We start from the raw sequence: 22254 nt of genomic DNA, 5'->3' as shown, positions 1-22254 counted from the left end.
ATACAAAGTTTACCATGATCATATAATTTTCGTCAAGTGTATTGCTCCCATTTTACGGTCATTCCTTAGGTTAGTGCCCCGCAACCTGGGTCTCTTCGAAGCAATTGAGATAATTAGCGTTGACCGTGTTATGATCTATTAAAGGTATGTCCAAACTGCCCATGGTGTAAACATCACCTGTTAATACGTTGTATAATATGAATAAATACTTTATAGCTTAATAACGTAAGGAGGGTATATCTCATGGCCATAGGGAGAAAGATGAAATTCAAAGCCTTCACCACATTATTGTTGGTCATTCTTGCTCTATGCCTCTTTCAATCCGGTGCTTCTGCTAAAACCCCAGAACAAAGGATTAAGCTATCGACGCAATTGTTGCAGGAAATGGGCAGGCAGAGCGATGTAGAAGGCTTAACCGATCTACTGGGAGATTGTGTTGGAGTTGCTATTTTCCCCAACGTAACAAAGGCGGGTTTCATATTTGGTGCCGAGTATGGCGAAGGCTTATTGCTTCGCAGAGACCCAAACTCTACGCGATGGTATGGACCTTCTTTCATGAACATAGGAGGAGTATCTGTAGGCCTTCAAATAGGTGTTCAGTCTACAGGCCTCATTCTGGTCATAATGGATGAAGCGGGGTTAAATGCCTTTAGAAAAGAACACGTAAGTTTGGGGGCTGACGTTTCGGTAGCAGCAGGCCCCGTGGGACGCAGGGCCGGGGCAGCCACAAACTCCGTTTACAGCTATTCACTGGCGAAAGGAGCTTTTGCCGGGGTCTCTTTGGGTGGCGGCAGCGTGGATATCGACGAAAATGCAAACATGGCTTATTGGGGTAAAAAAATATCGCCTTCCGAAGCTTTGCAGAAAAGAGCAGTCAAAAGTGAGGTAAAACCTTTAGTTAACGAGTTGAATTCACTTATTGCAAAGGCTAAGAAAAAATAAAACCGAATTATATCTGTGCTTGACTAGGGGTCTATATATTCATATAATGATTTGTGCCAGCCGGGCTGGCGGAATGGTAGACGCACGGGACTTAAAATCCCGGGGACGCAAAGTCCGTGCGGGTTCAAGTCCCGCGCCCGGCACCATGGCGCAGGCATTAGATATCGCGGGGTGGAGCAGGCCGGTAGCTCGTCGGGCTCATAACCCGAAGGTCGCAGGTTCAAATCCTGCCCCCGCAACCAATTTAAGTGGCGGTGTAGCTCAGATGGCTAGAGCATGCGGTTCATACCCGCAGTGTCAGTGGTTCGAATCCACTCACCGCCACCATTGTATTTTAGCAGAACGTAAAGGCGGGGATATCCCCGCCTATGTTGTTTGTGCTTCATAATAATAGGTGATGGAAAAAGTGAATACCTCAAAATGCATCCCCAAGTGGATCATGGATAATTACTATCCCAAGTTTAAGGCCGTCGGCATTCGTCAGGGTTGGTGGAACAGCAGTGGTCCAATTGTAGCCGGTGTCTCAGGGGGACCAGATTCTGTCGCACTGCTTTGGCTGTTGGTCAATTTGTGGCGCGGTAAGGTGATCGTTGCCCATTTCGAACATGGCATAAGAGGAGAGGATTCCTTAGAGGATGCTGCTTTTGTTCGTGGTCTGGCAACTGAATTGAGATGCCCTTTCCTGATGGAAAGCGTTCCTGTGCCAAAATGTCGGCAAAGGGGGGAGAGCGTCGAAGAAGCTGCTCGCAGGCTGCGCTATGCCTTTTTGGAACAAGTCAGAGAAAAATATGGCGCCTCTTGCATAGCCGTAGGTCATCATAAGGATGACTTGGTCGAGACCGTTCTCTTCAACGTAATAAGAGGAACGGGGATAAGGGGAGTTCGCGGCATACCAGAGAAGAGAGGATACATCGTAAGGCCATTGATAGAGTTTTTCAGATCGGAAATTATCGAGCTATTAAAGGGATTAGGAATGGCCTGGCGAGAGGACTCTACCAACATAGATATTGACTACACCAGAAACAAAATACGCTTACAATTGATTCCCCTGCTCGAAAGTGAATACAACCCAAAAATCAAGGAACATATCGCCTCCCTCTCAAGGCAGGCTTGTGATATAACTGATCGGCTGGAAAGGGATGCAAGCTCCATAAACGAGGTATTAAGACGAAATCCGCTGCCCTATGCCATGGCAACCTGGGACAGAAAGATCTTACAGTCAGTCAACCTGCCGCCTCACTTGCTGGCAGAATGCATACGAAAGCAGCAGCGTGACTTAGGCCTAACGACTCTCTCGGGCAATCGAACGGAACTTCTGGTAGGGCTTATAAGGGAAAGGTTAAATTGGAGATTTCAATGGGAAAAGAGGATAGAGGTATGCGCCGATAGGGATTTCATATCATGGGTAGATTGGGATATTGAGACAAGATCGCCAAGCGTCTCTATAGACCTCAGGTCTCAACCCAGCGGAGAGCTTTTTTGGAACGGTTGGGAGTTTCATTGGAACATGTCCGATAGGACAGATATGCCGAAGTTTGGCATGTATCAGTGTTGTGTTTCCATATGTGACGAAATGGATCTTCCCTTGCAAATAGTTTCAATTAAGGAGGCACATCGACTTATAGACGATTTCTTTGATCCTGTACCATGGTGGTCTAAACAAGTATGGCCAATATTCATTTTAAGTTGTAAAATGTGGTGGATACCTTTATATGGTGGAAGTTGTAAAGTCAGGGATGCGGATCGATCGCTGAAAAGGGTCAGGATAAAAGCGGAATACAAGAAAAGCGAAAGGATGTAACCTTCATGTCGTATGAGTTAAACGAAGTCCTGCTTAGCGAAGGTGTAATCAAGGATAGGGTAAGGGAATTGGGACGGCAGATTTCTCGAGATTATGCTGGCAAGGAATTGATCGTGATTGGAGTGCTGAAAGGAGCCGTGATATTTTTATCGGACCTCGTGCGCTGCATAGACAATTCGGTGAAAGTTAAGATTGACTTTTTGGCCGTGTCATCGTATGGTGCATCTACTAAGACCAGCGGTATAGTCAGAATAGTGAAGGACATCGATAGCGACATTAAAGGATGTGAAGTGCTTATAGTCGAGGATATCATGGATACCGGATTGACGCTGTCCTACCTATACAGATTGATGATGGAAAGACAACCTAGGGGACTTAGGATATGCGTGCTCCTCGATAAGCCTGATAGACATCAGGCTGAGGTGAATATAGACTATTGTGGATTTACTATACCCGACGAATTTGTGGTAGGTTACGGGCTTGATTACGCAGGTCTGTGGCGCAACTTGCCGTCCATATATATTGTAAGACCTTCAATGTAGGGCAAAAGAGGTGGTAATAATTTGGGTAAAATGATGAAAAACTTAGGGTTATATTTGATATTGATAGTACTAGTGGTGAGCCTGGTAAATATGTTCATCACTCCTATGCAGCCGACTCGTGATGTGGTTCCACTGTCCTACTCGGAATTTCTGAATCAAGTGGACAAAGGCAACGTCACCGATGTCACCATAGATGGATCCACTATTACCGGCGTGCTAAAGGACGGCCATCACTTCAGTACTTATGCTGTAGGCGTTGGCGATTTGGCTAAGGAAATCGCGGCAAAGGGAGTCAACGTCGAAGTTAAGCCACCACAGGCAACGCCTTGGTGGTCTGGTATGGTATCTTCACTCTTTCCCACCCTCCTTCTTATAGGAGCATGGATATTCATCCTTTACCATATGCAGGGTGGCGGCAGCAAGGTGATGTCCTTTGCAAAGAGCAAGGCTAAGATGTTCCTGGACAACAGGCCGAAGGTCACCTTTGACGATGTCGCCGGTTGTGATGAGGCAAAGGAAGAGCTACAGGAAGTCATAGAGTTCCTGCGCAATCCGAGAAAGTTTGCCGCCCTGGGCGCGCGAGTTCCAAGAGGTGTCCTTCTGTTGGGGCACCCTGGAACGGGCAAAACCTTGTTGGCCCGTGCCGTAGCTGGCGAAGCGGATGTGCCTTTCTTCAGCATCAGCGGTTCGGACTTCGTAGAGATGTTTGTCGGCGTGGGGGCTGCCAGGGTGCGCGACCTATTTGAGCAGGCCAGAAAGTATCAACCATGCATCATCTTTATCGACGAGATCGACGCAGTTGGAAGGCATAGGGGCGCCGGCCTGGGGGGCGGACACGATGAAAGGGAGCAAACTTTAAATCAGCTGCTTGTCGAGCTGGACGGCTTTGACACCACAACCGGAATAATAGTCATAGCAGCCACAAACAGGCCGGATATCTTGGATCCCGCTTTGCTGCGACCGGGGCGATTCGATCGGCAAATTGTGGTGGACCGACCAGATTTCAAGGGCAGAGTGGCCATACTTAAGGTGCATATAAGGGACAAAAAGGTCGATCCTAACGTAAACCTTGAGGTCATAGCCAAAAGGACGCCCGGCTTTGTAGGCGCCGACCTTGCCAACCTCGTCAACGAGGCAGCCTTGCTGGCTGCAAGGCGAAACAAAAAGCTCATCACGATGGACGAGTTCGAAGAGGCAATTGATCGAGTCATAGCCGGTCCAGAGCGTAAGAGCAGGGTAATAAGCCCGAAGGAAAAAAGGGTAATCGCCCTGCATGAATCTGGGCATGCCCTGGTGGCCAAGCTCTTGCCGAATTGCGATCCCGTCCATAAGGTCTCCATAATACCTCGCGGGCATCAGGCTTTGGGTTACACCATGCAACTTCCCGAGGAAGATAGGTTCCTAATATCGAAGAAGGAGCTTTTAAACCAGATATGCGTTTTGCTCGGCGGTAGGGTCACCGAGGAACTCAAGGGCGATGACATAACCACAGGGGCTCAAAATGACTTAGAGCGGGCAACTCAAATAGCCAGAAAGATGGTAACTGAATTTGGCATGAGCGAGAGGCTAGGGCCTGTGCGCCTGGGCAGAAAGCAGCACGAGATCTTTCTTGGAAGGGATATAGTGGAGGATCGCAACTACAGCGAAGAGATCGCCTATGCCATAGACCAGGAAGTAAGGCGGATCATCGACGATTGCTACGAGTTGGTCAAGGACTTGCTTATCAAACATGAGCCGATCTTAGATAGGATTGCCGAAGTTTTACTTGAAAAAGAGGTCCTCGAAGGCGAAGAGCTGGATGCCCTCATTAACGAGCAGCTTCAAGCGATACCGCAGGATAGCGGCGAAAGGCTTCCCGAGACACAATCGGTGGCTGCAGCTCAATCTGTGGACAAAAAGTCGCCGGTTCAGTTGGAGCCTAGGATAGATCCGGTTTAATGGCCAGGCACGATTTAGAATGCGTTTAGTGAAACTCGATGTTTTCGATGACGCGTAGATTGACCTGCGCGTCATCCTTTTTCTTGATATCATATACATGAGGTGGTATTTGAGGTATGAAGCGTCGCGAGGAGAGCATGGAAAAATTTGAGTTAAAGGCGCCCTGGAAGCCAGCAGGCGACCAGCCTCAAGCCATAGATAAACTGGTCGTAGGGTTGAAGGAAGGTATGAAGTATCAAACCCTCCTTGGAGTGACGGGCAGCGGTAAAACCTTTACCATAGCAAACGTAATAGAACAGGTCCAACGTCCCGTATTGGTAATTGCCCATAACAAAACCTTAGCGGCACAGCTTTATAGTGAATTTAAAGACTTTTTTCCGAACAACGAGGTCCATTACTTCGTGAGTTATTATGACTACTATCAGCCCGAAGCTTACCTTCCTGCCCAGGATATCTACATAGAAAAGGACGCATCAATAAATGAGCGCATAGAAAAACTCAGACTGGCCACGACGAAAGCCCTTTTGGAGAGAAGGGACGTTATAGTCGTGGCAAGCGTATCCTGCATATATGGCTTGGGCAAGAGAAAATCCTATGAGGAAGCGATATTTCGGTTCTCCGTGGGAGACGTCATAAGCCGAAAGGAATTTTTCAAGAGATTGCTTGACAACTACTACGAGCGCAACGATGTAACGCTTGAGCCTGGAACTTTTAGAGGACGCGGCGATGTGGTGGAGGTCTATCCGGCGTATAGCGATACGGCGCTACGCATATCCTTTTTCGACGATGAGATAGAGAGAATTGAGGAAATAGACCCCCTATGGGGTAAGTCCATAATACAAAAAGACCATGCCGCCATTTTTCCCGCGCAGCACTACGTAACGACGCAGGAAAATATACAGAGAGCCTTAAAGGCCATCGAAGAAGAGCTTGAGCGGAGAGTTGCAGAGCTTCAAGGTGAAGGCAAGGTCCTAGAAGCACAAAGGTTGCTCACGCGCACGCGGTATGACATGCAGATGCTTGCGGAAGTAGGATACTGCTCAGGTATAGAAAATTACTCACGGCACTTGGACGGGCGAAACCCAGGTGAGCCACCGGGAACGCTTCTGGACTTCTTTCCCGATGATTTTATCATGGTGATAGATGAATCGCACATAACTGTTCCCCAGATAAGGGGAATGTACAATGGCGACATATCGAGAAAAAAGACCCTCGTGGAACACGGATTTAGGCTGCCCTCTTGCCTGGATAACAGGCCCCTTCGATGGGAGGAGTTTGAAGAATACATGAAACAGGTCATCTTCATATCGGCCACTCCCGGGGATTACGAGATCTCGGTATCAAGCCAGGTGGTTGAACAATTGATAAGGCCCACCGGGATATTGGACCCGGAAGTCGAGGTCGTTCCGGCAAGGAATCAATTGGACGATTTGCTTCATCGCCTCAAGGAATGTGTAGGGGCAAACCAAAGGGTCCTGGTAAATACGCTGACAAAGCGTTCAGCGGAGGATTTGGCCGAGTATTTGGCAGGGCTTGGTTATAAGGTAAGATATATTCATTCTGAGCTTGACGCCTTCGAGAGGGCAGAATTGCTGCGCGACCTCAGGATAGGCAACATAGACATATTGGTTGGCGTTAATTTGCTTCGGGAAGGTCTGGACCTCCCTGAAGTTAGATTGGTAGCCATACTTGACGCCGACAGAGAAGGTTTTCTGCGCTCTTCGCGCTCGATCATACAGATGATAGGAAGGGCAGCAAGACATGCGGCAGGTACGGTCGTGCTTTACGCAGACGAGATGACCGAGGGGATAGAGTTCGCAGTAAGAGAGACAAAAAGGCGGAGAGAGGCTCAAGAAGCCTTCAACCTCAAGCATGGAGTAATACCTAAGAGCATAGTAAAACCCATAGTTCACCTACTGCCCGAAGAGCTGCTCGATCATAAGCTCGAAGAAGCCGACAGAGGCATGCTTCCCAGGCAAAGTGAGGTTTCGCTCGATGAGCTGGAACGCATGATGTGGGATGCCGTATCCAAGTTAAATTTCGAGGAGGCAGCAAGGCTTAGAGATCTGATAAGCGATATAAAGGGAGGAAAAATTACCCGTGGAACAATACATAATCGTAAAAGGAGCAAGACAGCATAATCTAAAAAACATAGACGTAAAGATACCGAAGAATAAATTAGTGGTGATAACCGGTCCGTCAGGTTCGGGGAAATCGTCGCTGGCCTTCGATACCATATACGCAGAGGGACAACGGAGGTACGTGGAATCGTTGTCGGCCTTTGCAAGGCAGTTTTTGGGAATGCAGGACAAGCCCGACGTGGATGATATATCGGGCTTATCTCCTGCCATTTCCATAGAACAAAAGGGTATATCTCATAACCCCCGCTCTACGGTCGGAACGGTAACCGAGATTTACGATTACCTGAGGCTGCTATACGGAAGAGCCGGTACCCCCTATTGCCATATATGCGGGCATGAGGTTCATAAGTACACGGTGGATGAAATAGTCGATCTGGTATTAAAAAGGTGGCCGGACAGGAGGCTTTCCATTCTGGCACCGGTTATCAAGAGGAAAAAAGGAGAACATAAAAATCTTTTTCTCCGATTAAGACAGGCAGGATATGCAAGGGTACGCGTCGACGGCCAAATACTTTGGCTCGAGGAAGATATCACCTTGGATAAAAACAGGACGCATGACATAGAGGTGGTAATTGATCGCATACGAGCTCAGGAAGCAAAGAGAGATCGCTTGAGCGAGGCGGTAGAAAAGTCCTTTGAGCTCGCCGATGGCTTTGTGCTGCTGGTAATAGACGAGCAGGAAGAGGAGTTGCTGACCAACAAGTTTGTCTGTCCGGATTGCGGTATTTCAATTCCCGAGGTCGAGCCTAGGTTGTTTTCTTTCAACAGCCCCTATGGTGCTTGTCCTTCCTGTTCTGGGATAGGAAGTTATGAATATTTCTCCAAGGATTTGGCCATAGACCCGGAGAGAAAGGTATTTGAAGGGGCGATAATACCCTGGGGCAAAAACCATTATATGCTCAGGCGCCTTGAGGCACTTGCAAGGACAAAGGGTTGGGATTTAAATACACCATTTAAATCTTTACCTCAAGATGTGAAAGACGTCATCATAAATGGATCTAACGATAGGGCTTTGATGACATATAGAGAACATGGCGAAGAGTTCACGTACATGGGAAGGTATGAAGGACTTATTCCATGGTTAGAGCGAAGATGGAAAGAGACTGACTCGGAAAACGTAAAAGAAGAGCTTGCCAGGTTTCGCACCGAGGACATATGTGAAGCCTGCAGGGGCAGGCGCCTGCGCCCGGAGGCCTTGGCCGTAAGGGTCGCAGGCTACAGCATTGGCGACTTGGTTGAGATGCAGGTGGCATCCCTGGTAAATGTCATTAAAAAGGTTAACTCACAGGAAAGCCAATGGAATAACGTGATCAGGCCGGTCTTAGAGGAGCTTTCAAAGAGGCTTTCCTTCCTCGTGGATGTAGGGGTGGGCTATTTGACGTTGAACCGAAGGGCTGACACCTTAAGCGGCGGAGAAAGCCAGCGGATTCATCTTGCCACACAGATCGGTTCGAAGCTGAGCGGTGTACTTTATGTCCTAGACGAACCCACTATTGGCCTTCATCCCAGGGATACCGATAGGTTGTTGCGAACCATCAAGTCGATAAAGGACCTTGGCAACAGCATAATTGTGGTAGAGCATGACAGAGAAGTGATGCTGGCAGCCGACCACATAATAGAGCTTGGCCCGGCGGCGGGAGAGATGGGGGGTAACATAGTATTCGAGGGATCTACCGAGGACATTCAAAATTCCAATTGTTTATCTGCCCTTTACTTGAGGGGAGAAAGCTCCGGCGTCGTGTTTTCACCACATAACAGCAGGAGGAAGCCGAAGGGTTTTATAAAGATATATGGTGCCGAGGAAAACAATCTAAAATCCATCGATGTGACGATACCGCTAGGAGAACTGGTCTGCATAAGCGGCGTATCGGGATCGGGCAAAAGTACTTTGCTTTACGAGATAATATTCAAGGGCATTAAAAGGCTTTTAGACAGCGATTTCAGGGCCAGGGTCGGCAAGCACAGGGCCATCGAGGGATACTCACAGCTTCAAAACGTGGTATTGATCGATCAAAGCCCCATTGGGCGCACTCCAAGGTCCAATCCTGCGACGTATACAGGGGTTTTCACCTACATAAGGGAGCTTTTTTCAATGCTGCCCGAGGCAAAGCTTAGAGGCTATTCCATGGGACGTTTCAGCTTCAACGTAAGGGGAGGTCGCTGTGAGGCATGCAAGGGCGAGGGTTTAGTTAAGGTCCCTATGCTTTTCATGCCTGATGCTTACGTGACCTGTGAGGTTTGCAAGGGAAAACGCTACAACAGGGAAACGCTTGAGGTTAAATTTAAGGGCAAAAATATTACGGATGTCTTGGACATGACCGTAGATGAGGCCTGCGAATTCTTTAAGGACATACCTAAGATCGAAAAGAAGCTGTCAGTGATAAAGGAAGCAGGCTTAGGATATATTCGCCTTGGTCAGCCTGCCCCCACCTTGAGCGGAGGGGAAGCGCAGAGGGTAAAGCTTGCTACCGAGCTTTCAAAGCAGTTTAGGGGATCTACCCTTTACCTCTTGGATGAACCTACGACGGGATTGCATTACACGGACGTAAAGAAGTTGCTCTTGCTTTTGCACAGGTTGGTCGATCAGGGCAATACGGTGGTGGTCATCGAACATAACCTTGACTTTCTCGTCTCCTGCGATCATATCATCGATCTGGGGCCGGAGGGTGGAGATGGCGGAGGTTATATCATAGCTACCGGAACACCCGAAGATCTTGCGGAAAATAAAAGTAGCTACACCGGCAGGTACATCGATGCCTTCTTACAAGATATAAGAGGAGGAAAATATTTGGTATCATGAAGGACGAGACGAGCGACATTTGTTATGGACATCATCCGGTCATGGCACTTATAGATGAGGCTCCGGAACGTTGCCATAAGATATTGGTGTCTGAATCTATTAACAAAAAACTCTTTGAAGAGATATACGATAAGGCTCGCAGGTACTCTATTCCGATTTCTAAGGTAAAGCCACAGGCCTTGGACAGAATAACGGATGGAGCATCACATCAGGGCATAGTTGCCTATGTAGTAAAGGGAAAAACGGGAGATATGGGTAAATTGCTCGATATGGTTTCCAAGGCCAATGATAAGGCGTTAGTCATCATAGCAGATAAGATCAAGGATCCCCATAATTTGGGCGCCATAATTAGAAGTGCTGAAGTCTTCGGTGCTCTGGGCGTGATCATTCCTAAGCGCAACAGCGCATTCCCAAACAGCACAGTGCATAAGACAAGTGCTGGTGCCAGCCTAAGGATCATGACGGTTACCGTAAGCAACCTGGTGAACTCAATAAATGAACTTAAGGAAAAAGGCGTCTGGATAGTTGGCTTGGATCAAAGGGCTGAAAGGCACTTATGGGATAAGCCGCCCATTGGCGGCAAGTTGGCCTTTGTGGTAGGATCGGAAGAAATGGGCATATCGCAGGTCGTGGCCAAGGCTTGTGACGACTTGAGGTCCATTCCGATGCTGGGAAAAACGGGGTCCTTAAACGCTGCCGTTGCAGCAAGCATAGGAATGTACGAATGGGCAAGATGTTGCAGCGAGATGATCTCATGATGCTACCTAAAAAGGGTTTTTGCAAGTTGTTGTTAAGCGTTCCAGAGCCTGAAATTTTTTATTTGAGCGCCATAATTGACGGTTATGACAACTTGGGATACATCAGGAAGGAAGACGCACCACAGGACCACGTATGGATATATTTTCCACTAGACATGGTCTCTGATGTATACGAAGTCTTAACGCTCCTCAAAAGCGAGATCGATGATCTTGAAACAGTAGGGGAGCTTATTTTAATGGAGGAGTGATCTTTTTGTCATCTGACGTGTTCCTTGAGGCAATGGCAGACATTGGAAAGAAGAGCGATGCCTTTTGCGATCTCTATTTACAGCGCTCATTAGGGCACTTCGCGACTCTGGAGGCAGACAAATTGGAAGAATTGGCCTCGGGTGTCATTCGAGGTTGCGGATTTCGATTGCTTCGCGGAGGCGAAACCCACTTTGGGCACATCCACAGGACCACGTCCGGAGCCGTCATGAAACTGATTTGCGATACAGTCGAGCCCTTGAACATATCAACAAAACTTCCTTCCATGCCCCAGGAAGAGCTCCTAACGGTCAATGAAGGCAAGGAAATTCCCATGATTGATGCGTCAATTTTGCGGGAATTGAGCAAAATTATATCACAGGAAAGTAAGTATATAACAAAAGTGACCTTAAAATTGAGCGCTACGCAGAAGGAAATAGCTATTTACACTAGCCAAGGTAAGCTTGTACGTGAAACAAGATTCCTGTCGCGGTTTGCCGCTCAGGTGATAGTTGAAAGCAACGGTAAGCTTTATACGGGTTATGAGGCAAGCGGGTACAGCGTACCCCTGGATCGTTTTCTTGAACTGGCGAACATGGAGTCTATAGCTTTGGAGGCAGCAAGAAAAGCCCTTGTTGGCCCCGAATGTGCCTTATGCCCTGCCGGGAAAATGCCAGTCGTTTTATCGGGCGAGGCGGGAGGAACTATGATACATGAGGCGTGCGGACATGCCCTGGAGGGGGATATTGTATACAAGGACTATTCTTCCTTCAAGGGTAAATTGGGCGAGCAGGTGGCCAGCCCTGAAGTCACTTTGGTAGATGATGCGACCATCAAGGACGCCTTCGGATCTTACAGGTATGACGACGAAGGAACTCCCTCCCAGAGGACCGTGCTTATAGAAAATGGAATTTTAAAGGCCTATCTGGCAGATGTCTTTTGCAATAAAATGTGGGGACTTCCCCTTACGGGAAACGGACGAAGGCAGTCTTACATGAATCCTCCAACGGTACGCATGTCCAATACCTTTTTATCCCCGGGCAAAGGAAAGGCGGAGGAGATCATATCGAAAGTGCCATACGGTCTTTTTGCAAAAAAATTAGGCGGAGGAGAGACCAACCCAACGTCAGGCGACTTCTTATTCCATGTAGAGGAAGGCTACATGATAGAAGATGGTAAAATAACAACTCCAGTCAGGGGAGCTGTACTTGTTGGCAACGGTCCTCAGGCATTGAAGGACATTTTGGCTGTCGGCGACGACATAAAGTTAGAAGTAGGTTTTTGCGGCAAAAACGGTCAGTCCGTCCCGGTAACGGACGGTCAACCGACGGTGCTTATTAAAGAGTTGGTCGTGGGAGGAAGCGACTTATAAATGCCGGAAAGATATTCGCGCAGAAACAAGAGCAGATCGAAGGGCAAAAGAGAGACGACAAGGAAGCTAGACGCTATTTTTGGTAGCGTTCAAAGGGCCTTTGATGATCTTTTTGTAGAGGAAATGCACTCCGAGGGGATCCGAAGGGCTTCCAAGGTGCTCGATTTCTTTCTGTTGCTGATTCTTTTTGGAGTCATTTACCTAATAGCCAGTATTTTTACCTCCTGGACCGGGATTATAGGTGAGAGCGCCAGAGATCTCATGATGAGCAAATGGGGATTGGCCTCGGTAATACCTTTGTGTTATGTAGGCTATCTCAGCATTGCCTTATTGGTCAAGCGTAAAATACCTGCCTTTATGACACAGACGACAGTTGCGGCGCTGCTTTTTCTCTCTGCTGAATTGATGTTAGGACTAATATACATTGATAATCCTAATCTAGAAAATATGCGCCTCTGTGGAAGTTGGGGCAATTTTATCGCATCCGCAGCCCTAAGAAGCATAGGCCCCTTAGGCATCTTTCTTCTGGGGTTGATGCTTGCTATTCTCGTGGGGTTGTTTTACTACCAAGGCAACTTCAAAGGGCTATTTTCGAAAATGCAGACGTTCTTTGGAGATGTGCTGGAAAGGATAAGGAAATTTAAGGATTCGTTTAGAAAGAAAGAGCCTACTGATGCGGTTGACATGGCTGACATCGGTATGACTGACGACGATAAAGATAATCAACCTCAAGTTTCACCACGGGACACTTTTGAATTTTCCGATGAACCATCGCCCGAGTTGCCCCTGCCTGATCGCGACTACGTATTAACGGAAGTTGCGGAAGGGGAGGATGCCGAAGACGGTTACGTCATTCCTCTTGATGTAGAACCCGGTAAATTTCCGCCACCACTGGATATATTGGGCGCTCCAATCGATCATGACGCTACTGCCGACATTAAGCCAATGTTAGAAAAGTACGGTGCAAAGATCATCGATACACTTGCTGAATTCGGCATAGAAGCGGAGTTGGCGGATATAGTTCAGGGCCCCACGGTTATACAGTTTAGGATACAGATAGCTCCAGGCATAAAGGTAAGCAGGATAGCAGCCCTCTCTAACGATTTGGCTTTGGCCTTGGCAGTGCCAAGCCTGCGAGTGGAGGCGCCAATATTGGGACAACCCTATGTCGGCATAGAAATACCGAATCCCAAGCGGAGACCTGTGCTACTTAGGGAGGTAGTAGAATCTTCAAACTTCATTCAGTCTAAATATGAATTGCCGTTGCCGCTAGGACTTACCGTGGATGGGACGCCAATGGTGGTCGGGCTTGAAACCCTGCCCCATCTATTGGTCGCAGGGACGACGGGATCGGGGAAAAGCGTCTTCATATCGTCCTGCTTGATTGGCCTGTGCTTTGACAGGCGGCCGGACGAAGTTAAGCTGCTTCTTATAGATCCCAAAAGGGTGGAGATGACGTTTTACGAAAAGCTTCCTCACGTCCTTACCCCTCCCATAGTGGAGACCAAGGAGGCTGTAGCGGCACTTGCATGGGCCATAAGCGAGATGGAGCGAAGATATGATATGTTTGCGAAGGCGCGCGTCAGAAATATAGGTTCTTACAACGAAAAGGTGTTACCGAAAGATAGGCTGTACAACCTGGTCATAGTAGTAGATGAACTGGCAGACTTGATGATGACATCGCCCAAGGAAGTTGAGGACTATATCTGTAGACTGGCTCAAATGGCGAGAGCTACAGGCATCCACCTTATCCTGGCAACGCAGCGACCTTCGGTTAACGTCGTAACGGGTCTGATTAAGGCCAATATCCCGGCAAGGGTTGCCTTTACGTTGCCCTCTCAGGCCGATTCCAGGACCATATTGGACGTGGGGGGAGCCGAAAAGTTACTTGGAAAGGGAGATATGCTCTTCCTATCGCCCAAATTTGCCAAACCGGTGAGGATACAGGCTCCCTGGGTAGACGAAGATACCATAAGCAGGTTTATAAAATACACTATCAATATTTTCGGCGAACCGGAATATTTGAATATCTCGGAAGGCAATGGATCGAGTCATGAAGCCGCATATCTCGACGATCCTTTGCTTGAGGAAGCCGTGGAAGTAGTGCTGGCCACCGGAATAGCCTCAGCCAGTAGACTCCAGCGTCAGCTGAGGATCGGATTTACCCGTGCAGCCAGACTGATCGATACCATGGAACAGCTCGGCATCGTTGGACCACAGGAAGGGTCCAAACCCAGGGATATATTGATCGACGAGGACAGGGCAAGGGAGATAATAGCCACTGCCTTGGGAGGCGATCGAAGTGGGATCGATCATAACTGAGGCCTTTGCAATCGAGCGGATACCTCCTATCTCCGACGAGAAAGTCTTGGTAGTGGCCGGAGGTAAGTTACCAAGTGACGCATGGCTTAAGACAATATCAAAGCAATTTGACGTATGGGTTGCAGATAAAGGAATCCAATGTTGCAGAAATATAGACGTGGTTCCGGTTGCAATTGTGGGTGATGGAGACAGCTCCTCTTTGGAGGATTGGGATTGGGCTGCAGAAAGAGGGGCGAAGATTTATAGATATCCCAAGGATAAGGATTATACCGATCTGCAACTGACGCTTATGCAGATCGGCAATATCTACCGGTCGCCATCCGTCTTCGTCACTGCAGGGCTTGGGGGAAGGTTGGACCATACATTAAGCAACGTCTTTAGTCTAATTTGGGCCCAAAGATGGGGCGTTGATGCGCTGGGCTTTATTGGCGAAGATGAATCTTTTATACTCCTTAAAGACAAAGAAAGGCTGACCGTTCATTTTGACGAAAAGCCCTTCGCCCTTTCGTTGTTATCCCTTACGCCTCGGTCGGATGGGGTAAGTTTGAAGGGTGTAAAATGGGAATTGGAGGACGTATCCTTGAAGCTCGAAGAGCCCTTTGCTGTCAGTAATGAACTAAGAAGAGAAGAGAGAGATGTATATTTGAGCATTAAAAGTGGATGTGTAGGTGTGTATATATGTCTCAGCGAGAAAAGATTGAAAAAAGCGGGCTTTTAAACAGCCCGCTTGACCAAACCGGAACGCAGACAACGGGTGCATACCTTCATTCGTTTCTTGATACCGCCCCCAAGGTCTACGTTCACAACCTGCAAGTTGACGAGCCAACGACGGCGGGTTTTGCGGTGAGAGTGGCTGACGTTATTTCCCGTTATTGGGCCCCGCCCACAACATTCACATATACGAGCCATTGATTGACAACCTCCTTTTTGCTATGAAAGGACAGCGAAGGTATTTTAACATGCCTACAGGCAAAAAATCAAATAGTAATGCCTATTTGGAGGAATGATGATGTCGTTTTCAAAAAACATTGAGGAACTGGAGAAAATTATCCAACGCTTGGAAAGGGAAGCCCTCCCCTTAGAAGAGGCCATGGAGATATTCGAACGGGGAGTAGCATTGGTTAAAAATTGCCAGGCCTATTTGGCTGAGGTCCAGCAAAAGGTTATGCTGGTGGACGAAGGCGGCAACGAAAAGGCATGGGAAGCGGAAACTCAAGAGGAGAATGAAAATTGAACCACAAGAACGATTTAAGGGTACTCTTTGAGCAAAAGAAGGAAATAATGGACAGATACCTGTCGGATACATTGGCAAAAAGAGATATACCGGAAAGGCTGGCGCAATGCATCGCCTATTCGCTCCTTAACGGCGGCAAGAGGGTCAGACCGGCGCTTTGCATGATCCTGTCAGAAAGGCTCGGCATAATGCAGGATAAGGTCATGCCATTGGCTGCAGCCTTTGAAATGGCACATACTGCTTCTCTCATACACGATGACCTTCCTTGCATGGATAACGATGATTATAGGCGAGGAAAATTGACCAATCATAAGGTATATGGCGAGGCCATGGCAGTACTGGCAGGCGATGCCTTGCTTGTTTTTGCCTTTGAACATGCGCTTCAGGAATTGCCCAAGCAGGGCTTTGATAAGACGAACATACTGAACGCCTTGGGCATATTTGCGAATGCCCTAGGTCCTGCTGGCATCTGCGGAGGCCAAACGCTTGATATGATGCAGGACGCTGTAAAGGATGAAGAAAATTATGTTTGGGATATGTGCGAACGCAAAACTGCGACGCTTTTGCGTGCAACCCTGACTGCACCCGCTGCCCTGGCCGGTGCAGATGGAAAAATAATGTCACATTTATATAATTATGGGACACATTTGGGAATATCTTTTCAAATCGTAGATGATATACTGGATGTGACGGGTAGCGTTCAAGAGTTAGGCAAGACGCCTGGAAAGGACGTAAAAAGCGGAAAGCTTACCTTTGTAACTGTATATGGATTACAAAGGGCTAAAAAATTGGCAGAAGAAGAGACATCGAAGGCCATAGAAGCAATAGTCCCATTGGGCGGAAATTTTAAGATCTTTGTTGAAATAGCAGAGCATTTTGCCGGGAGGTCTAAGTAAGCCTTGTCTCATTCGTATTTGGATATGATAAATGATTATAGGGATCTGTACAGGTTAAAGTTGGAAGAAAAAAATCGGCTTTGCGGCGAGATTCGACAAATGATCATAGGTGTTGCCACCGAAAACGGAGGGCATCTTGCCTCGTCGCTTGGAGCGGTCGAGTTGGTCGTGGCTTTGCTTTCTGTCTTTGACCCGATGAAAGATAAAATTGTCTTTGATGTGGGACATCAAGCCTATGCTTACAAGATACTGACGGGCCGTAAAGATAGGTTTCATACCCTAAGACAGTGGGGTGGAATAAGCGGATTTCCCAAGAGGGAAGAAAGCCCTTACGATCATTTTGATACGGGCCATGCCGGGACCTCCATTTCCGCCGCGATTGGCTACGCAAAGGCTCGCGACTTACTACATCAAAGTCATAACGTAATTGCCGTAGTTGGAGATGCCTCTATATCCAACGGCATGTCCCTTGAGGCCTTAAACCAGATCGAAGAGCTCAAGACCAAGGTCATAATCGTGTTAAACGATAATAAGATGTCCATCAATTTCCCGATCGGAGGACTTGCCAAGCACTTAAGCCATCTGAGCACTAACCCATCATACAGAAAGATGAAGGATGCCTTGAGGTCTGCCTGCAAGAACCTACCCTTAGGCGGATCGTTGATCGAAGAAAGCCTTAAAAAGCTGAAATATCAAATTAAAACGGCGTTACAGCCCATAAACATGTTCGAGGCCTTGGGCATAAATTACTGGGGTCCCTTTAACGGCCATAACCTGGAGGAGCTTGAAGAGGTGTTTAAGCTTGCCAAGGCCTTTGATGAATCGGTCCTCATTCATGTGATTACCAAAAAAGGCAAAGGATACGCCCCGGCCGAGGAAAACCCCACAAAATATCATGGCGTGTCCCCAAGACGCCCAAGGCCGGATGCGGAAATCGTCTCTTGGAGTAAGGCTTGTGCCGAATGTGTCGAAAAGATCGCCGAGAAGGACAACAGGGTGGTTTGTCTTACGGCAGCGATGGAGGAGGGGTGCGGTTTATCCCGATTCAAAAAAAGATTCCCCGATAGATTCTTCGACGTTGGCATAGCAGAAGAACATATGTTGACATATGCTGCGGGATTGGCAGCTGGAGGCATGCGCCCCGTAACATTTATATACTCGACTTTCTTGCAACGGGCCGGAGATCAACTGTATCACGACATAGCCATGCAAAAACTTCCCGTAGTCATCTCCCTTGACAGGTCCGGACTGGTAGGTGAGGATGGCGAAACGCATCAAGGGTTGCTCGATATACCTTGGTTCAAGTCTGTCCCGGGGCTAATAATTGCTTCTCCCAGAGATGTTGCGGATATGGAATTTATGTTCTCTAACCTTATTAAAAATTGCGATATGCCTGCCATCGTTAGATATCCCAAAGGCGACGCTCCTAAAAGGCTTGCAAGAGACGTTGACGCTCCTTGCGCTCCGTGGCTGAAAGCTGAAGTGTTAAGGCATGGCAGAGAAGTGCTTTTGATCGGTCATGGAGGCGTCATCTCTATGTTAATTGAATCATGTAACAAAATTGCAGATATCTATAATATCGATCCTACTTTGGTGGACTTGAGGTTCCTAAAACCGTTGGACCTGGAGACGCTAAACAAGTTATTTGTCGATCACTCCTTGGTCATCATGGCAGAGGAAAGTTACGCGATTGGCGGCATTGGAGAACAGTTATTGGGCTTCGCTCAAAGGGTAAACAAACATATTCGGTGGGAGCATATGGCCGTTCCGGACCTTTACGTTCCTCATGGTGCTAAAGACGAACAGTTGAGGTATGTTGGGATATGCTGCGATGAGGTGGTGAAAAAAGTAAGTGAGTACCTCGAAACAGCGCCTCGATAAATTGTTGCTAGAGCGAGGCCTCGTCGACAGCAGGAGCAAAGCAACTGCCATGATATTGGCCGGTAAGGTAAGGGTGGATGGTAGGGTTGTGGTCAAGGCGGGCACGCTGGTAAGCCTCGCTTCTTCTTTGGAAGTGATGGAACAGGAGAGATGGGTGAGTCGTGGCGCGCATAAACTTTTAAAGGCATTAAGTTCCTTTGATGTAGACCCAGAAGATGCTGTATGTATCGATGTCGGAGCTTCCACCGGGGGCTTTACGCAGGTGTTGCTGGAACGGGGAGCGAAAAAAGTTTACGCCATTGACGTGGGCTATGGACAGTTGGCATGGCCCTTAAGACAGGACGAGCGTGTCGTAGTTCGCGAGAGGACGAACGCCAGGTTTTTACGCAGAGAGGATTTTGACGAAACAGCCGACCTCGTCACGATAGATGTGTCTTTCATATCATTAAAGCTCATCATTCCTGTGGTGGTAGATTTATTGTCTCCTAATGGAGATATCATAGCTCTAATAAAACCGCAGTTTGAGGCAGGAAAAGAGCATGTAAGTAAGGGAATAATATCCGACCCGCTTCTTCATGAAAGCGTTTTAAGGGATATCACAGGCTTCATTGAGCAAGCTACACCTCTCAAGTTGGCGGGCCTTACTCACTCACCGATCAAGGGGCCAAAGGGCAATATCGAGTTTTTAATGCATGTCACAAACAAAAGGGTCACGCCTTACGTCCCAGATTTCGAAAAGATAGTGAAAAACGCTCACGACGAGCTCGATTAAAGAGGGATGGGTTATGGAAAACCGAGTACTTCTAATAGTTAACACTAGAAAACCTACGGCACTTGAGTTGGCTTATAAGTTGATGGGATGGAGCAAAAAGAGGGGAGTTTCCTTCGTCGCTCCCTCCCATGAATCGGCCATGTTGGGATTGCCGGAATACGATTGGAATATATCCATAAATCCTGTGGATTTTGGAATAGTTCTTGGAGGAGACGGTACCTTTTTGAGAGCTGCCCGCATGGTAATGGATTATGAGATCCCTCTTTATGGCATCAACGTGGGTCGCCTTGGTTTTCTGGCGACAGGGAACCCTCAAATGGCTGAAGAGGAGATCGAAAGGATCCTATCCGGGGGATATAGAATCCAAAGGCGTAGAGTACTAAGAGGAAACGTGACCCGCAAGGGCAGCCTCGTACACGTGCTGTACGCATTGAACGATTTGGTCGTAACAAAGGGACCCTTAGCTCGCCTGATAGAGGTGGAATCCAGGGTAAATGACTATTTCTTGAGCTTATTTCCGGCAGATGGCATTATAGTGTCCACTCCAACTGGGTCTACGGCGTATGCCTTGTCGGCAGGAGGGCCAATATTGCCTCCCCATGTGGATGCCATGGTCATGGTGCCAATTTGTCCGCATACGTTATACGCAAGGCCGTTGGTGCTTGGGCCCGATGATATGATATCTCTGATACCAAAAAGCGATCAAAAGGAGATATATTTGACCCAAGATGGCCAACTCGGTTATGAGCTGATGGTCAAAGACAGAATCGACATATCCTTGGCGAAGGATAAAAATGTATTGACTGTGGAGCTGCTGGAAGACAACTATTTTGACCTTTTGAGAGAGAAGTTACAGTGGGGCAACGTCAGCATTCGCCAAGGCGAGGAGGAGTGGTAAGTGCTGGAGGAGCTTCACGTGAAAAATGTTGGTGGCATCACTACGGCCTCCTTGAGGTTTAAGGGTAATTTTATCGCAATTACCGGAGAAAGCGGCACAGGAAAAAGCAGCTTAGTGAGGGCCCTAGAGCTGCTGGCTGGAAAAAGGGCTCAAGTAAACTATCTTCGCGTTGGCAAGGCAACGGGTGAGGTCGAAGGCGCATTTTTAGCCGACAATATCCCATCCTTGCCGGAGGAACTTCAACCGCAGGAAGGCACATGGGTGGTAAGGAGAGTCATAACCTCTGAGGGAAGGAGCAAGTCCTACATACAGGGGCACGTTGTTCCGCTAAATGTCCTTTCAAGAGCTATGACTCATTTCATGCACATACAAAGTCAATTTTCTCAGCTTGACCTGCTCGACGAAAATAATCAACTCGATCTTCTAGACAGTTACGGTGGAGCAGAGCTCATGAAGAAAAAGATATTTATGTCAAATATCTTTCACAGAGCGGTTGAGATGGAAAGAAAGATACAAGACCTTTACCAAAAAAGAAAAGATATCGAGGAGCGCTATAATGGTGCCCTAGAGTTAATACAACTGCTAAAATCGCTTAACCCGTCACCTTCCAGCGAATATGAATGGGAAAACGAGCTGAGGATGGTAAAAGATGCATTAAACAGAAGGGAAGAGCTGGAGCGCATCTTGGCGGTCTTAGAGGGTGGGATGGCCGCGGGAGGGCTTGAGGGAGAGCTTCAAAGCATTGCCATGAGGCTTAAATCCTTGCTTGGTTCTAACGAAAAGATCGACCAGGCTAGCCAAAGGGCCCTGATTGCACTGCAGGAGTTGATACGCCAAATTAGGGAGATCTTAGCGGCTGAAGCCTCCCCGGAAGATCTGCAGCATAGACAGGAGGAGCTTGAATCCAAGCTTGGTAGGCTTAGAAAATGCAAGCGGATCGCACGCGTTTCAACGGTTGAGGAGTTGGCAGAATATTATTCTACAGCAGAGAGGGAAATGTCCTGGTTATCGGAAAGCCTAGCTGAGATAGAAGTTATGAGAGAAAAGCTTAATAAGCTAAAGAAGGATGTCAGCCAACATGCTCTGGACCTGCGATCTTCCAGGGTCAAGATAGCAAGACAACTTGAAGAAGCCGTCAACTCTCACTTAAAGGACCTGGGCATGGAGGCCGCAAGGCTTACGATAAATATAGAAGAGATGAAAAAAGTACGCGCCAACGGGGCAGAGGTTGTAACCTTTATGATCGAGACGAACGACAGCTCGCCTGTGCCGGTCTCCAGGATAGCCTCCGGAGGTGAGCTGAGTCGCATATTGCTAGCCTTGCAAATGGCTTTGCCCGAGGGCACCTTGCCCAAACTCCTAGTTGTCGATGAAGTGGAGGCGGGATTGGGGGGGAAGGCCGCTTTGCTCGTTGGTCTCAAGCTCAAGGAGCTCTCTACGAAATGCCAGATTATCCTGATAACTCATGAAGCTACTATTGCTTCTCTTGCTGACCAGCACTTCCGCGTCACTAAGGAAGGGGAAGAATCGTACGTAAGAGAGCTCAGCGACGATGAAAGAGTTCAGGAAATCGCACGCATGTTATCCGGCACAAGCGAGATAAAGGAAGCCCTTATGCACGCCGAGCGCCTGTTAGGATTGCGTGAAAAATAAGAGCCTTCCTTATTGACTTCATGGACTTTCTTATTTAGAATGCATAAGTCCCATAAGT

At 47.9% G+C, this 22254-nt stretch carries 18 protein-coding genes and 3 tRNA genes; 20 read left to right on the top strand and 1 reads right to left on the bottom strand.

What is annotated here, in order from left to right; all coding sequences use genetic code 11:
* Positions 1-243 precede the first annotated feature (243 nt).
* The 14 genes from BUQ78_RS01410 (at position 244) to BUQ78_RS01345 (ending at position 15580) form a co-directional block, all read left to right on the top strand.
* The gene (locus BUQ78_RS01410; RefSeq protein ID WP_014806708.1) at positions 244-942 is read left to right on the top strand and encodes a lipid-binding SYLF domain-containing protein; all 699 of its coding nucleotides are present in this window, start codon (positions 244-246) and stop codon (positions 940-942) included.
* Between the two features lie 59 nt (positions 943-1001).
* Positions 1002-1088: transfer RNA gene (locus BUQ78_RS01405), tRNA-Leu, on the top strand.
* Between the two features lie 19 nt (positions 1089-1107).
* Positions 1108-1184 (top strand) — tRNA-Met (locus BUQ78_RS01400).
* Positions 1185-1192: 8 nt separating this feature from the next.
* Positions 1193-1269, top strand: a tRNA-Met gene (locus BUQ78_RS01395).
* Between the two features lie 70 nt (positions 1270-1339).
* Positions 1340-2743 carry a tRNA lysidine(34) synthetase TilS gene (gene tilS / locus BUQ78_RS01390; protein ID WP_318259639.1) on the top strand — a complete coding sequence of 468 codons (1404 nt, stop codon included), beginning with the start codon at positions 1340-1342 and terminating at the stop codon, positions 2741-2743.
* Positions 2744-2748: 5 nt separating this feature from the next.
* Entirely contained in the window at positions 2749-3285 is a 537-nt protein-coding gene (gene hpt, locus BUQ78_RS01385; protein ID WP_014806710.1) for a hypoxanthine phosphoribosyltransferase, read from the top strand.
* Between the two features lie 21 nt (positions 3286-3306).
* Positions 3307-5223, top strand: coding sequence for an ATP-dependent zinc metalloprotease FtsH (gene ftsH / locus BUQ78_RS01380; protein ID WP_014806711.1), 1917 nt, complete (start codon positions 3307-3309; stop codon positions 5221-5223).
* Positions 5224-5339: 116 nt separating this feature from the next.
* On the top strand, positions 5340-7364 hold the full coding sequence (gene uvrB / locus BUQ78_RS01375) for an excinuclease ABC subunit UvrB (RefSeq protein WP_074199051.1): 2025 nt from the start codon (positions 5340-5342) through the stop codon (positions 7362-7364).
* On the top strand, positions 7324-10164 hold the full coding sequence (gene uvrA / locus BUQ78_RS01370) for an excinuclease ABC subunit UvrA (RefSeq protein WP_074199050.1): 2841 nt from the start codon (positions 7324-7326) through the stop codon (positions 10162-10164). The genes uvrB and uvrA overlap by 41 nt, the downstream gene beginning before the upstream one ends.
* The gene (rlmB, locus tag BUQ78_RS01365) at positions 10161-10922 is read left to right on the top strand and encodes a 23S rRNA (guanosine(2251)-2'-O)-methyltransferase RlmB (protein WP_014806714.1); all 762 of its coding nucleotides are present in this window, start codon (positions 10161-10163) and stop codon (positions 10920-10922) included. Before uvrA ends, rlmB begins: the two co-directional genes overlap by 4 nt.
* On the top strand, positions 10889-11170 hold the full coding sequence (locus BUQ78_RS01360) for a DUF4911 domain-containing protein (protein ID WP_074199049.1): 282 nt from the start codon (positions 10889-10891) through the stop codon (positions 11168-11170). The genes rlmB and BUQ78_RS01360 overlap by 34 nt, the downstream gene beginning before the upstream one ends.
* Positions 11167-12540 carry a TldD/PmbA family protein gene (locus tag BUQ78_RS01355; RefSeq protein WP_318259439.1) on the top strand — a complete coding sequence of 458 codons (1374 nt, stop codon included), beginning with the start codon at positions 11167-11169 and terminating at the stop codon, positions 12538-12540. The genes BUQ78_RS01360 and BUQ78_RS01355 overlap by 4 nt, the downstream gene beginning before the upstream one ends.
* Positions 12541-14862: a DNA translocase FtsK gene (locus tag BUQ78_RS01350; RefSeq protein WP_084532138.1), complete on the top strand. Its 2322-nt coding sequence runs from the start codon at positions 12541-12543 to the stop codon at positions 14860-14862. It abuts the gene before it with no gap.
* Entirely contained in the window at positions 14843-15580 is a 738-nt protein-coding gene (locus tag BUQ78_RS01345) for a thiamine diphosphokinase (RefSeq protein ID WP_074199048.1), read from the top strand. Before BUQ78_RS01350 ends, BUQ78_RS01345 begins: the two co-directional genes overlap by 20 nt.
* Here the strand turns inward: BUQ78_RS01345 and rpmB are convergent.
* Positions 15577-15771 (bottom strand): 50S ribosomal protein L28, encoded by a 195-nt coding sequence (gene rpmB / locus BUQ78_RS01340; RefSeq protein WP_071778399.1) that lies wholly within the window; start codon positions 15769-15771, stop codon positions 15577-15579. The genes BUQ78_RS01345 and rpmB overlap by 4 nt on opposite strands.
* 100 nt (positions 15772-15871) lie before the next feature.
* Here rpmB and xseB point away from each other — a divergent pair, with 100 nt between their 5' ends.
* The 6 genes from xseB to BUQ78_RS01310 are packed head-to-tail and all read left to right on the top strand — an operon-like array spanning position 15872 to position 22196.
* The gene (gene xseB, locus BUQ78_RS01335; protein WP_041459756.1) at positions 15872-16096 is read left to right on the top strand and encodes an exodeoxyribonuclease VII small subunit; all 225 of its coding nucleotides are present in this window, start codon (positions 15872-15874) and stop codon (positions 16094-16096) included.
* Positions 16093-16992: a polyprenyl synthetase family protein gene (locus tag BUQ78_RS01330; RefSeq protein ID WP_084532135.1), complete on the top strand. Its 900-nt coding sequence runs from the start codon at positions 16093-16095 to the stop codon at positions 16990-16992. Before xseB ends, BUQ78_RS01330 begins: the two co-directional genes overlap by 4 nt.
* A gap of 3 nt (positions 16993-16995) precedes the next feature.
* Positions 16996-18873: a 1-deoxy-D-xylulose-5-phosphate synthase gene (dxs, locus tag BUQ78_RS01325; RefSeq protein WP_084532133.1), complete on the top strand. Its 1878-nt coding sequence runs from the start codon at positions 16996-16998 to the stop codon at positions 18871-18873.
* Positions 18845-19645 carry a TlyA family RNA methyltransferase gene (locus tag BUQ78_RS01320; protein ID WP_014806723.1) on the top strand — a complete coding sequence of 267 codons (801 nt, stop codon included), beginning with the start codon at positions 18845-18847 and terminating at the stop codon, positions 19643-19645. Before dxs ends, BUQ78_RS01320 begins: the two co-directional genes overlap by 29 nt.
* A gap of 13 nt (positions 19646-19658) precedes the next feature.
* Positions 19659-20543, top strand: a complete 885-nt coding sequence (locus BUQ78_RS01315; protein ID WP_074199047.1) for an NAD(+)/NADH kinase — start codon at positions 19659-19661, stop codon at positions 20541-20543.
* On the top strand, positions 20544-22196 hold the full coding sequence (locus BUQ78_RS01310; RefSeq protein ID WP_074199046.1) for a DNA repair protein RecN: 1653 nt from the start codon (positions 20544-20546) through the stop codon (positions 22194-22196). It begins immediately after the preceding gene.
* Positions 22197-22254 lie beyond the last annotated feature (58 nt).

Origin of the sequence: Acetomicrobium flavidum (assembly GCF_900129645.1) — a bacterium.
Lineage (GTDB): Bacteria > Synergistota > Synergistia > Synergistales > Acetomicrobiaceae > Acetomicrobium > Acetomicrobium flavidum.
The sequence above is the reverse complement of the archived record's forward strand: the minus strand, read 5'-3'. Positions and strand labels throughout refer to the sequence as shown.

Excerpts from the sequence above, each read along its gene's own strand:
- BUQ78_RS01410 (WP_014806708.1), top strand. The coding sequence starts at position 244 with ATGGCCATAGGGAGAAAGATGAAATTCAAAGCCTTCACCACATTATTG.
- tilS (WP_318259639.1), top strand. The coding sequence starts at position 1,340 with ATGGAAAAAGTGAATACCTCAAAATGCATCCCCAAGTGGATCATGGAT.
- hpt (WP_014806710.1), top strand. The coding sequence starts at position 2,749 with ATGTCGTATGAGTTAAACGAAGTCCTGCTTAGCGAAGGTGTAATCAAG.
- uvrB (WP_074199051.1), top strand. The coding sequence starts at position 5,340 with ATGAAGCGTCGCGAGGAGAGCATGGAAAAATTTGAGTTAAAGGCGCCC.
- rlmB (WP_014806714.1), top strand. The coding sequence starts at position 10,161 with ATGAAGGACGAGACGAGCGACATTTGTTATGGACATCATCCGGTCATG.
- BUQ78_RS01360 (WP_074199049.1), top strand. The coding sequence starts at position 10,889 with ATGGGCAAGATGTTGCAGCGAGATGATCTCATGATGCTACCTAAAAAG.
- BUQ78_RS01350 (WP_084532138.1), top strand. The coding sequence starts at position 12,541 with ATGCCGGAAAGATATTCGCGCAGAAACAAGAGCAGATCGAAGGGCAAA.
- rpmB (WP_071778399.1), bottom strand. The coding sequence starts at position 15,771 with ATGGCTCGTATATGTGAATGTTGTGGGCGGGGCCCAATAACGGGAAAT.
- xseB (WP_041459756.1), top strand. The coding sequence starts at position 15,872 with ATGTCGTTTTCAAAAAACATTGAGGAACTGGAGAAAATTATCCAACGC.
- BUQ78_RS01315 (WP_074199047.1), top strand. The coding sequence starts at position 19,659 with ATGGAAAACCGAGTACTTCTAATAGTTAACACTAGAAAACCTACGGCA.